Consider the following 14,137-nt stretch of genomic DNA (forward strand, 5'->3'; position numbering starts at 1 on the left):
CCTCGACCCCGATCGCAGGTGAGGTGACCGCGTGAGCGAGCAGCACACGGGCGACCTCTCCGAGGAGCCCCAGGTCCCGGCGCAGGACACCCGCCAGGAGGCCGACGCCCCCGCTGGCACGCACGCCCCGTCCACCCCGGAGGCCGAGCACGGCTCGGTCGTCGACGGGGTCGTCGAGGGTGTCGTGGAGCCGGAGCTCGACCCGACCGCGGCGTTGAAGCTCCAGCTCGACGAGCGCACCGCCGACCTGCAGCGCCTGCAGGCGGAGTACGCCAACTACCGCAAGCGGGTCGACCGGGACCGCGAGCAGGTGGTCACGGCGGCGAAGGCCACCGTGGTCACCGACCTGCTCTCGGTGCTCGACGACGTCGAGCGGGCCGCCGCGCACGGCGACCTGACCGGCCCGTTCAAGGCGGTCGCGGAGAAGCTGACCAGTTCGCTGCAGAAGGCGGGCCTCGAACCGTTCGGCCACGAGGGCGAGCCGTTCGACCCGTCGGTGCACGAGGCCGTGCAGCACAACACCTCCACCGAGGTGTCCGGTCCCACCGTGACCGGGGTGCTGCGCCGCGGCTACCGGTTCGGTGACCGGGTCGTGCGGGCCGCGCTGGTCGCGGTCACCGACGCGGAAGCCGCACCCGCGGCGCAGGACTAGCACGAGAGGAGGGGACGTCCGGTGAGTGCCAGGGACTGGATCGACAAGGACTTCTATCGCGAACTGGGCGTCTCCTCCGACGCCTCGGACGCCGAGGTCAAGAAGGCGTACCGCAAGCTCGCCCGCGAGCTGCACCCCGACGCGAACCCCGGCAACGCCGACGCCGAGGCCCGGTTCAAGTCGGTGTCCGAGGCGTACGGGGTGGTCGGCGACCCGGAGAAGCGCAAGCAGTACGACGAGGCCCGCTCGATGTTCGGCGGCGGCCTGCGCGGTGGGTTCGGTGGCGGCTCCGGGTTCGACTTCGGTGACGCCTTCGGCCAGCAGGGCGGGTTCACCGGCGGCAGCGGCGGCGGCCTCGGCGACCTGTTCGGCAACCTGTTCAACCGGGCCAAGAGCGGCGGCGGCACCACCGCCCGACCGCGGCGCGGCGCCGACGTGGAGACCGACGTCCGCCTCGACTTCGTCGAGGCGGTGCGCGGCGCGACCGTCCCGCTGCGACTGTCGAGCCCGTCCACTTGCGACACCTGCCACGGCTCGGGGGCCCGACCGGGCAGCAGCCCCAAGACCTGCGTCACCTGCGGTGGCGTCGGTCTGGTCAGCCGCAGCCAGGGCGCTTTCGCGTTCAGCGAGCCGTGCCGCGACTGCCGGGGCACCGGCCGCATCATCGACGACCCGTGCCCCGACTGCGCGGGCGAGGGCGTCAACACCAAGACCCGCACCCTCACCGTCCGCATCCCCGCAGGCGTGGAGGACGAGCAACGCATCCGCCTCGCTGGCCAGGGCGAACCCGGCCGCAGCGGCGCACCCGCGGGCGACCTGTACGTCCGCGTGCACGTCACCCCGCACCCGGTCTTCGGCCGCAGCGGCAACGACCTCACGCTCAAGGTCCCCGTCAGCTACACCGAACTGGCCCTCGGCACCACGCTCACCGTGCCCACCCTCGACGGTGTCGTCTCACTCAACGTCGCCCCCGGCACCGCGTCCGGCCGCGTCCTGCGCGTGCGCGGCAAGGGCGTCCAACGCCGCGACGGCCAGTCCGGCCACCTGCTGGTCACCCTCCAGGTGACCGTCCCCGCCGACCTCGACGACGACGCCCGCACCGCGCTGGAGGCCTACGCCAAGGCCACCGCCACCCACGACCCCAGGCCCGAACTGACCGCCCTGGTCCAGAAGGCGAGGCAGTCGTGAACCCGTTCCCCCCAGGCACCGACGAGGACACCCCCTTCTTCGTGATCTCGGTAGCCGCCCAGCTCTCGGGCCTGCACGCGCAGACCCTCCGCAGCTACGACCGCCAGGGGTTGGTTTCCCCTGGGCGTACCTCCGGTGGCGGTCGTCGGTACTCGTTGCGGGACATCGCTTTGCTGCGGGAGGTGCAGCGGCTCTCGCAGGAAGCGGGGGTGAACCTGGCCGGGATCAAGCGGATCATCGAACTGGAGAACGAGGTCGACGCGCTTCGGTCTCGAGTGGCCGAGCTGACGGAGGAGTTGGCATCGGCTTACGCGGCGGCTGAGCAGGCGGCTGCGGCGGTGCACAAGTCTTATCGGCGGGACCTGGTGCCGGTGCGGCAGCAGACGGCGCTGGTGGTGTGGCGACCGCAGCAGCGGTGAGGGTGGTTCTTTGGGCCGATCTCCTTTGGGAGGTCGGCCGTTTTGCGTTTGGGGGGCTTGGTTGGGTTGGGGTTGGTGGGTTGAGTTGTCCACATGGGGCTGAGCTGTCCACAGGGGCTGCTTTCAGCCTCTCTGCGCTTGCTGCCCCCTCGGTAGGCTGTGTATTCGGGGGTCTTTGGGGCGGGTTGATCTTGGGGGCCGTGGCTGGGTGGGCGGTGAGCTGGGGATCTCTGGCTTTCGTTGCCTTCGCTGCGCTGCGGTAGACGCCTCGGCTGCGCCATCGTCGTGACGCGAGAAAGCGAAGAGCTCGATGGGGCGAACTCATTTTGTGCGGGGCCCCTGAACCACCCTGGGAAGGGCTAAAAGCAGGGGCCACAGAGCGGCCCTCCCCTGCCCCTGTCGACGCTACGGGTGGTCCTCCCCCACACAAAACAAGTCCACCCCATCGAGCCGGCCTGGCACCAGCGCCCTCGTGGAGCGGAGGGCGGCCAACATCGTCGGCGGGCGGTTGGGGGCCGACGTTGTCGGCGGGTGCTTGGAGGCCAACGGTGTTGGCGGGTGGTTGTAGGCCAACGTTGTCGGGGTTCTTTCCAGTTGTTGGTGGGGTGGGGGCGGGGCTTGGGTTGTGGAGAGTGTCGCGTGTGGATGGTGGGGGTAGCAGCGAGCCCCCGGGCTGGGGGCCCGGGGGCTCGATGTGTGGTGGGAGCTAGTGCGTCGGTGGGACCTGGCCGGGGGCGTCTACTTCGCCGCGCCAGGAGCCGGTGGGGGTGGGGTTTTCCTCGATGAAGGCCTTGAAGCGGCGCATGTCGGCCTTGACGCGGTGGTCGATGACGCCGAGTTTGTCGGCCACGTTCTCGACGAAGCCCTCGGGGTCGATGTCCATCTGGGCGGTGACCCGGGTTTCGCGGTCGTTGAGGCGGTGGAAGGTGATCACACCGGCGTGCTCGGGGCCGTCGGTGGACTTCCAGGCGACGCGCTCATCGGGGATCTGCTCGGTGATGGTGGCGTCGAACTCCCGGGTGACGCCTCCGATCTTGGTGACCCAGTGGGTGCGGCGGTCGTCGAGCTGCTGGATCCGCTCCACGCCTTCCATGAAGGCGGGGAAGGACTCGAACTGGGTCCACTGGTTGTACGCGGTGGACACCGGGACTGCGACGTCGACGGTCTCGATGATCGTGCTCAAAACGCGATCAGCCTCCTCGTACTCATCGGGGGTTCTGCACAAGGGCTACCCGACTCGGCGAGGGCTACACATCAGGCCGCGCGGTGGTGGTCACGTTTGGCGCCGACCTCGGGGGTGAGGCCGAGCATGTCCAGCAGCATCGCGCACTCGGCGGCGTCGGTCGCGATGGCGGCGACCACCCGGGCGGCGCGGTGGCGCTTGTCCTCGGGGACGGACGTGTCCAGGTCACCGGTCAGGCCGAGGTCGTCGGACATCGGGATCAACTCCTCACTCGAACGGGGGCGGCAAGTGGCCCCGACATACCCACCAGCGGACCGGATCACACCCCTTCGGGTGAAGGTGCGCCCGCGCGGACGAGCAGGGCCGCCGCCTCCAGGGTCATCCAGGCGGAGAGCTGCACCGACAGGTCCCGGCTCTGGTCGCTGCTGGGCGCCCACCGCACGCCGAACAGCGGGCCGTCGGCGGTGATCACGCGGTGCCGCCAGAGCGCGTCGGCCGAGGCGAAGACCAGGCGGCGGGCGGTGTCGGCCTCGGCGGTGGGGAGCAGGAGCGCGGACTGGGCGAGGTAGCGGGCGAGGATCCCGGCGAACAGGCCGCCGTCGCCGGTGCCCTGGCCGGGCAGGACGTGGGCGGTGGCCACGTACCGCCGGACGGCGCGGATGGTGCGGGCCGCCAGGTCCGGTGTGGACAGTTCGGCGGCGGCGCCGATGAACACGCCCTGGCAGTACGTGTAGATCAGCCGCACCAGCTCGCCGTCGAGCCGGATGCCGTCCCAGACCAGTCCGGTCGCCGGGTCGACCAGGGTCCGGTCCATCCAGTCGAGCGCGGCGCGGGCCCACTCGTGGTCGCCCCGGCGGGCGAGGAAGATCGCGGCGGGGCCGTTGGCGGGGACGTTCTTGAACGTGTCGCCCCGGCGCCACCAGATCCCGCCACCGAGGTCGTCTGTCCACCCTAAACGCAAACGCGCCTCGATAGCGCTAAGAGCCCGCTCGGACCCACCCGCTCGCTGTAGCGCCAGACCGAGCCAGGCGATGTCGTCGTAGTAGCGGTTTGTCCACACTCCGAAGTTGCGCACATGGATGCCCCGGACCAGCGCCGCGATAACCCTGTCGCGCTCCGGCGTCGGGTCCCGCAACCTCGCGTCGACAAGGCAATCGAGCAGATGCGCCTGCCACCAGTAGTTCCACCGCAGATGCACACGGCTACCGATCGCAGGTAGCCCTAACTGCGTCCCAGGCAGCGCGAACACCCGTCGCATGAACCGCGCCCGGACCGCGTCCTCCGCAATTCCCGCGCGTGCCGCCCACTGCCCAGCCATACTCCATGGTGCGTCAGCCACGGGACTGATCGCCACACACCGGGGGATATACATGATCAGCGGGCTCGATCTAGCACGCCGGTTCTACCACGAGGCGATAGCCCCGACGCTCGACGTGCCGCACTCCGCGGGACGGCTCGGGTCGGGCTCGGAGGTCCTCGGCTTCGACACCGCGATCTCGGCGGATCACGAGTGGGGACCGAGGTGCCAGATCCTCGTCGCCGAGGACGCTCAGCGCATCCGGGACGAGCTGGCGCACACACTGCCCAAGACCTTCTTGGGTTACCCGACGCACTTCGACGGTAACCCCATTGGATCGATGGCGGAGACCGACGGTCCGGTCAACCACCGCGTCGACGTCCGAGAGCCGAGCGAGTGGGCGACTAGCGCGCTCGCGAGGCTCCCGCATCACGCGCTCCAGGCGACACTAAGAGACGTTCTCGCCGCGCAGGACTACCGCACCCGTGGAGAGCTCCTAGCGGACGCCTACGAGGCCGTAGCGGCCCTGCACAACGCCACCGGCCTCACGGATCCGGTAGACCCAACGCGGCGGGACTACTACGAGCGGCCCTACCCTGTGATCCGGGCCGACCGGTTCGTCGAAGCACTACGCAACACCCTTGACCCTGAGTTGCGGAGCCTTCCGCTAACCGGTGCCGTCGACCAGTGGGCAGATAGCACTGACTTGCTCATGGACGCGGCAGCGCGACGTAGGGCTACCAGGCTTGGGTGAGGTCGGCGTGTTCGCGGATCCACGCGTGCATGACGATGCCCGCCGCGACGCCCGCGTTGATGGAGCGGGTGGAGCCGAACTGGGCGATGGACACCAGCATGTCCGCGCCCTCCTTGGCCGCCGCCGTCAGGCCAGGCCCCTCCTGCCCGAACAGCAGCACGCAGTCGCGCGGGAGTGACGCGGTCTCCACCGGGACGGACCCGGGCGTGTTGTCGACGCCGACCACCGCCAAGCCCAGGCCGCGCACCGCTTCCACAAAGGACTCGACGGTGGGGTGGTGGTGGATGTGCTGGTAGCGGTCGGTGACCATGGCGCCACGGCGGTTCCAGCGCTTGCGGCCGACGATGTGCACCGCCCGCGCGGTGAAGGCGTTGGCGGTGCGGACCACGGTCCCGATGTTGTGGTCGTGCTGGAAGTTCTCGATCGCCACGTGGAAGCCGTGCCTGCGCCGGTCGAGGTCGGCGACCACCGCGTCGCGCCGCCAGTAGCGGTAGGCGTCGACGACGTTGCGCCGGTCGCCGTCGGTGAGCAGGTCGGGGTCGTAGTGCTCACCCGAAGGCCAGTGACCTGGCCACGGGCCGACCCCGACCGGCTCGCCGAACACCCACTCGGTGGGGCCTACTTCACCGGCACCATCAGGCTTTTCCGATTCCGCCACAGCAGATACGCACCCACATACGAGAAGACCAGCACCAGCAGGGCGACAGCGGCCACGAGGTCGACGTGCCCCTCTGGGACCAGCGTGCCGTAAACGTAGTACTCGTTGAAGCCACCCGGAAGCGGACCAAGTCCCTGTTCGGCGCGGAAGTAGTTCTCCACCGCCGTCAGCGGGCACTGGACCGGGGTGCTGTTGACCAGCACGCCCCAGATCGCGAAGAACACATGGATGAAGATCGACTTAGGCCACTTCCAGGCGAGGAAGCCACCGAAGCCGATGTAGAGCAGTGCCGCGAAGTGCACGACCACCGTCGCGGCGGCGAGCAGTCCGAACACCGAACCACCTCCCCAACCACCGAGAACCTCGGCGAGCACTTTCCACGGTACCCGGAGTTGGGGAACATCAACCGGAATTAAGGCTGGTCAGTCACCGTCGACCAAGCCGAGATCAGCGAGGCCGAGCAGCGACCGGTAGGGCAGCCCGCGGGCCTCGATGGCCTCGCGGGCACCGGTGTCGCGGTCGACGACGGTGGCCACGCCGATCACGACGGCACCGGCCTCGGTGAGCGCGTCGACGGCGGTGAGCACGCTGCCACCGGTGGTGGACGTGTCCTCCACCGCCAGCACGCGCTGACCGGCGACCTCGATGCCCTCGATGCGGCGCTGCATCCCGTGCGCCTTCGCGTCCTTGCGGACCACGAACGCGTCGAGCACCTCACCGGCGGCTGATGCGGCGTGCATCATCGATAGCGCTACCGGGTCGGCACCGAGGGTGAGGCCACCGGCGGCGACGTAGTCCCAGTCGGCGGTGAGTTGGCGGAGCAGGCGCCCGATGAGCGGGGCGGCGGCGTGGTGCAGGGTCGCCCGGCGGAGGTCGACGTAGTAGTCGGCCTCCTTGCCGGACGAGAGCGTGACCTTGCCGTGCACGACGGCGAGTTCGGTCACCAGGCGGGCGAGTTCACCCTGGGCAGCGGGGTCGACAGACGGAGCGGTTCGCACGAGGCGCAAGCCTCTCATGCCCACCCGGTCCCCTGACAGCGCTCCCGGATCAGCCGAAGCCCCTGCTGTCCTGCTTGAGCGCGGTGTCGACGGTCAGCGCCGAGGCGACGACCATGCTGAGCAGCGGGTCCTGCAGCTGCCGGTGGATCTGCAGCACGTAGTTGTCCGCGCTGGTGAACATCGTCTTGGCGATGCCCTCGAAGGTCTTGGTGATCCTGGCGACCTCGGCGCCGGTGTGGTCGAGCACGGCGAAGTTCCAGGCCCGCCAGTTCTCCGCCTGGATGCCGCCGATCTCGTGCCCGCCCGCGACGAACGAGAAGCGGATCTTGCCGAACACGTTCTGCTGGACGATCTCGCCGACCGGGGCGCCGTCACCGCGCTCGACGATCATCCGGGACTTCACGAACTTGGCAGGCCTGGTCAGCCGCAGCACCGTCTGGTGGTTGGCGTCGCGGACCTCGAGCTTGTGGGTGAAGAACTGGTCGTAGCTGCCCAGGAACCGGACGGCCTTCTTCAGCGCGCTCTGCCCGACCTGGGCGACCGACCCGATCTGGCGGCCGTGCTGGTCGAACACCGAGTACTCGTTGCTCATCTCGATGAGCTTGACCTTCTGGTTGACCACCAGGACCGGCTCGCTGAACAGCGTCCCGCCGCCCTGGGCGGTCTGGCCGACCCCGGCCCTGCGCTGCTGGTCCTTGATCTTGTCCGGGCTGGCCGGACCCTGGCCGAGCGGGATCTCCCAGCCGCTGGCGTCGCTGCGCGGCTGCTGCTGGGCCTGCTGGGTGTGGTTGGTCCACTGGTTGCCGTCCCACCAACGCAGGCTGGTGGAACCGGGGCCATCGGGGTACCACCCGGGCTGCGGATTCGTCATGGCGGGGAGCCTAACCCCGGTCGCGACCGGCGGACGCGCGTTGCGAGAGGAACCGCAGCAGGGCCCTGGGCAGGAGTTTCGTCACACCCAGCAGCGTTTTGTACTGGATGCCCGGAACCGACCGGTCGTTGTTGTGCCGGAGGTCCGCCAAGGCGTCCGCGACGACTCTGTCGGCCTCTAGCCATAAGAACTCGGGCATCCCAGCGGTGTCGTCACCGGCGCGCTCGTGGAACTCGGTACGGGTGAATCCCGGGCACAGCGCCACCACGCGTACGCCCGTACCCGCGAGGTTGGCGGCTAGACCCTCGGACAGCGCCGTCACGTAAGCCTTGGTCGCGCCGTAAGAGGGACCGGTCACCGGGAAGAACCCGGCGATGCTGGACACGTTGATCACCCCGCCGTGCCCGCGCTCGAGCATGCCGGGCAGCGCCGCCCTGGTCAGCCGCATGACGCTGGTCACGTTCACGTCGAGCTGGTTCTGCAGCCAGTCCGGGTCGGCCTCGGCGAAGGCGCCCCTGGTGCCGAACCCGGCGTTGTTGACCAGCAGGTCCACCGGCCGCTCCGGCTCGGCGAGCCTGGCCTCGACCCGCTTGCGCGCCCTGGTGGTCGACAGGTCCGCGGTCAGCGGCTGCACCGCCACCCCGTGCGCCCTGGTCAACTCGGCGGCGACCTGCTTGAGCCGCTCGGTCGTCCTGGCCACCAGCACCAGGTCGTACCCGTCGGCGGCCAGGCGCCTGGCGAAGGCGGCGCCGATCCCTGCGGTGGCCCCGGTGATGAGCGCGGTAGGCATGCGATCAACGTACCCAGTGGTAACCGGGCCGGGAACCGGTACTAGTCCGTGGGCTTGCCGCTCGGCTCGGGCTGGTCCGCCGGCTTGTCGGCCGCCGCGGGCGGCACCTCGGGGATGTCGAACGGGTCGACGACGTCGGCGATCTCGCCGATCCCGCGCAGCAGGCGCTCCAACCGCGACGGGCTCGACCCCGGCGCGGCGGCGGCGAGCACCCAGCCCGCCTCGATCCACGCCACGGCGATGTCCTGGCCGATGTCCTCGGTCGCGTCCACCAGGTCCGGGGTGATCAGCGCCCGCGCCGCCCCGATGTCGGAGACGAAGGCGTAGCGCTGACCGACCGGGCCGAGCAGCTCGGGCATGTGCTCGCGCTGGAACGGGGTGCTCGGCACCCACAGCTCCAGCACGACCGGGTGCGTCCTGCGGCACTGCACGGCCACGATCACCACGTTGACCCGGCCACCGGCCTCCAGGTCGAACACGTAGACCTTGCGCCGCCCGTCCGCGGTGAACGTCGTCCCGGCCACCACGTCCCTGGCCACGCCGTCGCCGTAGTAGGCGACCGCGCCACCGGCCCACTGCTTGGGCAACTCAGGGTCGGCCTCGGCGAACTGCCACCCGCGCAACGCGGCCCACCGCCGCCGCTCCCGGTTGCGGGAAGTCAGCACCGCCCGGTCGCGCAGCAGGAACAGGCCGCCCGCGGAACCCGCGACGACCGCGACAACGAACCAGACCCACGCGGGAACACCCACGTGGGGCAGCCTAGTCGTCACAGCCCGGTCTTCAAGATCACGGGCCAACTTAGCCCCGGGGTGTCGCGCTAGTGCTGCCAGCGCACCCGCGCCGACCGCGGCCCGACCAGCAGTTGCTCGAACAACCGCTCCTCCTCGACCAACCTGCGCCGGTACTCGAACACGTGCCCGTTGATGCTCGTCCGCCGCTGTTCGTGCTGGTAGGGCGGGTCGGGGTCCTGGACCGGCCAGTCCGGCACCGGCTCGATCGACGACGCCGCCACACCCCAGATCGGGGTGACCGCCTGGTCGACCGGCCCCCGCGCCCACTGCGGCGCGATCGAGTCCAGCGCGGCGGCCGCCCTGAGCAGCACCTCCCGCACGTCCACCGCGGCACCGGTCCACAACTGCGCGTACCTGGCCCGCTCCGCGCGGTCGGCCGGGTGCCACAGGTGCGGCAACTCGTGGACGAACGTGTTGTGCCCCTCGGCGCGCCGGACCACCTCGTCGTGGACATCGAGCACCGCCTGCCACGCGTCGCCCTCCGCGCGCATCCTGGCCTCGACCCGGTCCGCGGTGGTGCCCGCCCAGAACTGCGGTACCAGCTTGGGGGCGCGCGCTGCCACCTCGGCGAGCGGCTCACGCTGGGCGACCAGCGTTTCCACCAGGTTGCGCACCCAGTTCGAGTTGCCGGGCGGCCGCGTCAGGTCCTCAGTGGTCAATGTCGCGCACCGCCCGCCGCACCCGGTCGTCAGCGTCCCGATAGGCCACTGCCGTGTCCGAGAGGTTCCCCGCGACCTCGTCCAACCCGCCGCACAGCCGGTCCCGCGCCGCGCGGAGGCTCCGCAAGTAGACGCCCACCGCCTCGCGGAGCGGGTCGCCGACCGGCCACTGGTCAGCGTCCACTCCGTACTTCCACGCCACGTCCCCGCGCCGCCGCCGCTAGTCTCGAATTGCTACCCCACCCCGTAGCGCGAGTACGGCCAACTCGCGCCACCCACTGCCCGTGAGCAGAGAGGTCAGGTCTGCGCTCGGAACGACCGAGAGTGCGAGGCGCGTACTCGCGCGACGGGGGTCGTACGTGGCCTCGATCGAGGCTTGCTCCCGGACCACCGCTAGATCTGGGACGGGGTAGGGGCCGTCGAGGGCGAAACGCATCCGCTCGCGAACGAGTTCGGAGAGCAGGCTGGTCAACCTGCTGGCCGACCAACCGCGCCGCTCGCTCACCACGGTGATGCGCTGAGAGAGTGACAGCGCAGTCAGCCTCGGATCCCGCTCGATGTTGTAGGCGGCCGAGAGCAGCAGTCGGTCCCGCTTCTGGTCGAAGGTACGCTTGATCAACCAGTCCAACTGCCAGGCGACGGTGGCCAGCAGTAGCGGCCTGTCGGCGTTGGGAGCGATGTGCATCCGCCGCGCGAGGTCAGGGTCGATCACCTGCCGGAGGTCGGGGCGGCGCACCCCGCGCTCGCGCCGCAGGGAGGACTCGACATTGGGCATGACCATCGGCACTCTTTCGAACAAGGCGGGCGAGGGTGTGCGGACGAATGCGCCGCATACTCTAGTGGATCTTGTGATTCGCGGAGTCAAGGTTGGTGTGGCGTACGCGGGTTGTCGACCGGCCTGTCACACGACAGAACATGGACAGTCTTCGTGCACGTCGCGGCAAGTTCTCGGCTTCGCCCAATGGGTGGCTGCGGCCCGTTGGGATTGCAAGTCGCTCGACGACGCGAGGTTGTGGTTCATTAATCAGGTATTCGGCACCGCGAGAATGAATTCGATGCGGCCATGTTCCTCGTCAATTACCCTTCATCGCCGTGGTGACCCGCCGCAGGGCCGGGGGTCGTGCTCGCGATCGGGCGGGCCCAGGAACTCGCCGCGATGTTCTGGAAACGAGACCAGCCGCCCCGGGGAGCCCGGGGCGGCTGGGTCGTGTTGTTGATCAGGAAGCGCTGGTGACGGTGAGGCCGGTGTTGTCGCCGATGACGTCCACGGTGACCGTGTCGCCGTCGCGGATCTCGCCGCCGAGCAGGGACTTGGCCAGTTGGTCGCCGATGGCCGACGAGACCAGGCGGCGCAGCGGGCGGGCGCCGTAGACGGGGTCGAAGCCGTTGAGGGCGAGCCACTCGCGGGCGGCCGGGGAGACGGCCAGGGTCAGGCGGCGCTGGGTGAGGCGGCGGGCCAGCTTCGCGATCTGGATGTCGACGATCGCGGTGAGCTCCTCTGTGGCCAGTGCGTGGAAGACGACCACGTCGTCGAGCCGGTTGAGGAACTCGGGCTTGAAGTGCCGCTGCACCGCGTCCATCACCGCGTCGTGGCGGCCGCGGTCGTCGAGCGCCGGGTCGGTGATCGCCTGCGAGCCCAGGTTCGAGGTCAGCACCAGGATGGTGTTGCGGAAGTCCACCGTGCGGCCCTGGCCGTCGGTGAGCCTGCCGTCGTCGAGGACCTGCAGCAGCACGTCGAAGACGTCCGGGTGTGCCTTCTCCACCTCGTCGAGCAGCACCACCGTGTACGGGCGGCGGCGGACCGACTCGGTGAGCTGGCCGCCCTGGTCGTAGCCGACGTACCCGGGCGGGGCGCCGACCAGCCTGGCCACCGAGTGCTTCTCCGAGTACTCGCTCATGTCGACCCGGACCATGGCCCGCTCGTCGTCGAACAGGTACTCGGCCAGCGCCTTGGCCAGCTCGGTCTTGCCGACGCCGGTCGGCCCGAGGAACAGGAACGCCCCCGTCGGCCGGTCCGGGTCGGACACCCCGGCGCGGGCCCGGCGCACCGCGTCGGACACCACGCGCACCGCCTCGGCCTGGCCGATGACCCGGGCGCCGAGCTCCTGCTCCATCCGCAGCAGCTTCTGCGTCTCGCCCTCGAGCAGCCGCCCGGCCTGGATGCCGGTCCACGCCGACACCACCTCGGCGACGTCGTCCGGCCCGACCTCCTCCTTGAGCATCACCGCCTGGTCGGCCGCGTCCGTCGCCGCGGTCGCCGCATCGAGGTCCTTCTCCAGCGCCGGGATCCGCCCGTACCGCAGCTCGGCGGCCCGACCGAGGTCACCGTCGCGCTCGGCGCGCTCGGACTCGCCGCGCAGCGCCTCCAGCTGCTCCTTGAGCTGGCGCACCCGGTCGATGGAGCCCTTCTCGTTCTGCCAGCGGGCGGTCAGCGCGGAGAGCACCTCGCGCTTCTCGGCCAGCTCGCCGCGCAGCGCGGAGAGCCGCTGCTTGGAGGCCGGGTCCTCCTCCTTGGCCAGCGCCATCTCCTCGATCTCGAGCCTGCGCACCGCCCGCTCGACCTCGTCGATCTCCACCGGCCGCGAGTCGATCTCCATCCGCAGCCGCGACGCCGCCTCGTCGACCAGGTCGATCGCCTTGTCCGGCAGGAACCGGGCGGTGATGTAGCGGTCGGACAGGGTGGCGGCGGCGACCAGGGCGCTGTCGGTGATCCGCACGCCGTGGTGCACCTCGTAGCGCTCCTTGAGGCCGCGCAGGATGCCGATGGTGTCCTCCACCGACGGCTCGCCGACCAGCACCTGCTGGAACCGGCGCTCCAGGGCGGCGTCCTTCTCGATGTGCTGGCGGTACTCGTCGAGCGTGGTGGCGCCGACCATCCGCAGCTCGCCGCGGGCCAGCATCGGCTTGATCATGTTGCCCGCGTCCATCGCGCCCTCGCCGGTCGCGCCCGCGCCGACGATGGTGTGCAGCTCGTCGATGAAGGTGACCACCTGGCCCGCCGAGTCGGTGATCTCCTTGAGCACCGCCTTGAGCCGCTCCTCGAACTCGCCGCGGAACTTCGCGCCCGCCACCATCGAGCCCAGGTCGAGCGAGACCACCCGCTTGCCGCGCAGCGACTCCGGCACGTCACCGGCGATGATCCGCTGCGCCAGGCCCTCGACGATGGCGGTCTTGCCGACGCCCGGCTCGCCGATGAGCACCGGGTTGTTCTTGGTGCGCCGCGAGAGCACCTGCACGACCCGGCGGATCTCGGCGTCGCGGCCGATCACCGGGTCCAGCTCGCCCTTGCGGGCACGGGCCGTCAGGTCGACCCCGTACTTCTCCAGCGCCTGGTAGGTGCCCTCCGGGTCCGGGCTCGACACCCTGGCTGACCCCCGGACCTTGGCGAACGCCTCGCGCAGCGCGTCGGGCGTCGCGCCGTGCCTGCTGAGCAGCTTGCCGACGTCACCGCCCTCGGCTGCCAGGCCGACCAGCAGGTGCTCGGTCGAGACGTACTCGTCGCCCATCTCGGTGGCCAGCTTCTGGGCGTGCGTGATCGCGCGCAGCGCCTGTTGGGACAACCCGGGCGAGGACACCGTGGCGCCGGTAGCCGACGGGAGGGCCCTGGCCAGTGGCTCCAGCTCCTTGCGGACCACGTTCGGGTCCACCCCCACCGCGATGAGCAGCGGGGTCGTCAGGCCGTCGCCCTGGTCGAGCAGGGCGGTCAGCAGGTGCACCGGCCGGATGTCGGGGTTGCCCGCCGCCGACGCCGCCTGCGCCGAGCTCGAGATCGCCTGCTGGGTCTTCGTCGTCGGGTTGAACGCGTCCATCTCCCACCTCGGTCTTCGCACCGCGCGTTGCTGTCACCGTGCACAACGTCAGAAAAGTTGAGCCAGTT

At 70.3% G+C, this 14,137-nt stretch carries 17 protein-coding genes; 4 read left to right on the plus strand and 13 right to left on the minus strand.

Going from position 1 to position 14,137, the window contains the following annotated elements:
- Positions 1-31: 31 nt before the first annotated feature.
- The 3 genes from grpE to LV79_RS05435 are packed head-to-tail and all read left to right on the plus strand — an operon-like array spanning position 32 to position 2,259.
- The gene (gene grpE / locus LV79_RS05425) at positions 32-652 is read left to right on the plus strand and encodes a nucleotide exchange factor GrpE (RefSeq protein ID WP_253832651.1); all 621 of its coding nucleotides are present in this window, start codon (positions 32-34) and stop codon (positions 650-652) included.
- Between the two features lie 21 nt (positions 653-673).
- The gene (gene dnaJ, locus LV79_RS05430) at positions 674-1,840 is read left to right on the plus strand and encodes a molecular chaperone DnaJ (protein ID WP_253832653.1); all 1,167 of its coding nucleotides are present in this window, start codon (positions 674-676) and stop codon (positions 1,838-1,840) included.
- Entirely contained in the window at positions 1,837-2,259 is a 423-nt protein-coding gene (locus LV79_RS05435) for a heat shock protein transcriptional repressor HspR (protein ID WP_253832656.1), read from the plus strand. The genes dnaJ and LV79_RS05435 overlap by 4 nt, the downstream gene beginning before the upstream one ends.
- A 706-nt stretch (positions 2,260-2,965) precedes the next feature.
- Here LV79_RS05435 and LV79_RS05440 read toward each other — a convergent pair.
- The 3 genes from LV79_RS05440 to LV79_RS05450 form a co-directional block, all read right to left on the minus strand.
- Positions 2,966-3,442, minus strand: a complete 477-nt coding sequence (locus LV79_RS05440) for an SRPBCC family protein (protein WP_253832658.1) — start codon at positions 3,440-3,442, stop codon at positions 2,966-2,968.
- Positions 3,443-3,513: 71 nt separating this feature from the next.
- Complete coding sequence (locus tag LV79_RS05445; protein ID WP_253832660.1) at positions 3,514-3,696, minus strand: hypothetical protein; 183 nt, start codon at positions 3,694-3,696, stop codon at positions 3,514-3,516.
- Positions 3,697-3,761: 65 nt separating this feature from the next.
- Complete coding sequence (locus LV79_RS05450; RefSeq protein ID WP_253832662.1) at positions 3,762-4,760, minus strand: glycoside hydrolase family 76 protein; 999 nt, start codon at positions 4,758-4,760, stop codon at positions 3,762-3,764.
- Positions 4,761-4,812: 52 nt separating this feature from the next.
- Here LV79_RS05450 and LV79_RS05455 point away from each other — a divergent pair, with 52 nt between their 5' ends.
- Positions 4,813-5,493 (plus strand): hypothetical protein, encoded by a 681-nt coding sequence (locus LV79_RS05455; RefSeq protein ID WP_253832664.1) that lies wholly within the window; start codon positions 4,813-4,815, stop codon positions 5,491-5,493.
- Here the strand turns inward: LV79_RS05455 and LV79_RS05460 are convergent.
- The 10 genes from LV79_RS05460 to clpB form a co-directional block, all read right to left on the minus strand.
- On the minus strand, positions 5,477-6,151 hold the full coding sequence (locus tag LV79_RS05460; RefSeq protein ID WP_253832666.1) for a TrmH family RNA methyltransferase: 675 nt from the start codon (positions 6,149-6,151) through the stop codon (positions 5,477-5,479). The two genes, LV79_RS05455 and LV79_RS05460, sit on opposite strands and share 17 nt — an antisense overlap.
- A complete protein-coding gene (locus LV79_RS05465; protein WP_253832668.1) occupies positions 6,112-6,486 on the minus strand; it encodes a DUF2784 domain-containing protein in 375 nt (124 codons plus the stop codon). Before LV79_RS05465 ends, LV79_RS05460 begins: the two co-directional genes overlap by 40 nt.
- Before the next feature lie 87 nt (positions 6,487-6,573).
- Positions 6,574-7,167, minus strand: coding sequence for an orotate phosphoribosyltransferase (gene pyrE / locus LV79_RS05470; protein ID WP_253832670.1), 594 nt, complete (start codon positions 7,165-7,167; stop codon positions 6,574-6,576).
- 31 nt (positions 7,168-7,198) lie between these two features.
- The gene (locus LV79_RS05475; RefSeq protein WP_253832672.1) at positions 7,199-8,020 is read right to left on the minus strand and encodes an LURP-one-related family protein; all 822 of its coding nucleotides are present in this window, start codon (positions 8,018-8,020) and stop codon (positions 7,199-7,201) included.
- Positions 8,021-8,030: 10 nt separating this feature from the next.
- Positions 8,031-8,810 carry an SDR family NAD(P)-dependent oxidoreductase gene (locus LV79_RS05480; protein WP_253832674.1) on the minus strand — a complete coding sequence of 260 codons (780 nt, stop codon included), beginning with the start codon at positions 8,808-8,810 and terminating at the stop codon, positions 8,031-8,033.
- Between the two features lie 41 nt (positions 8,811-8,851).
- A complete protein-coding gene (locus LV79_RS05485) occupies positions 8,852-9,559 on the minus strand; it encodes a TtfA family protein (RefSeq protein ID WP_253832676.1) in 708 nt (235 codons plus the stop codon).
- 68 nt (positions 9,560-9,627) lie between these two features.
- Complete coding sequence (locus tag LV79_RS05490) at positions 9,628-10,260, minus strand: hypothetical protein (RefSeq protein WP_253832678.1); 633 nt, start codon at positions 10,258-10,260, stop codon at positions 9,628-9,630.
- A complete protein-coding gene (locus LV79_RS05495; RefSeq protein WP_253832680.1) occupies positions 10,250-10,444 on the minus strand; it encodes a hypothetical protein in 195 nt (64 codons plus the stop codon). Before LV79_RS05495 ends, LV79_RS05490 begins: the two co-directional genes overlap by 11 nt.
- A 36-nt stretch (positions 10,445-10,480) precedes the next feature.
- Complete coding sequence (locus LV79_RS05500; RefSeq protein ID WP_253832682.1) at positions 10,481-11,041, minus strand: hypothetical protein; 561 nt, start codon at positions 11,039-11,041, stop codon at positions 10,481-10,483.
- A 436-nt stretch (positions 11,042-11,477) separates the two neighbouring features.
- Positions 11,478-14,069, minus strand: coding sequence for an ATP-dependent chaperone ClpB (gene clpB / locus LV79_RS05505; protein WP_253832684.1), 2,592 nt, complete (start codon positions 14,067-14,069; stop codon positions 11,478-11,480).
- Positions 14,070-14,137 lie beyond the last annotated feature (68 nt).

It is taken from the genome of Actinokineospora globicatena, assembly GCF_024171945.1.
Lineage (GTDB): Bacteria > Actinomycetota > Actinomycetes > Mycobacteriales > Pseudonocardiaceae > Actinokineospora > Actinokineospora globicatena.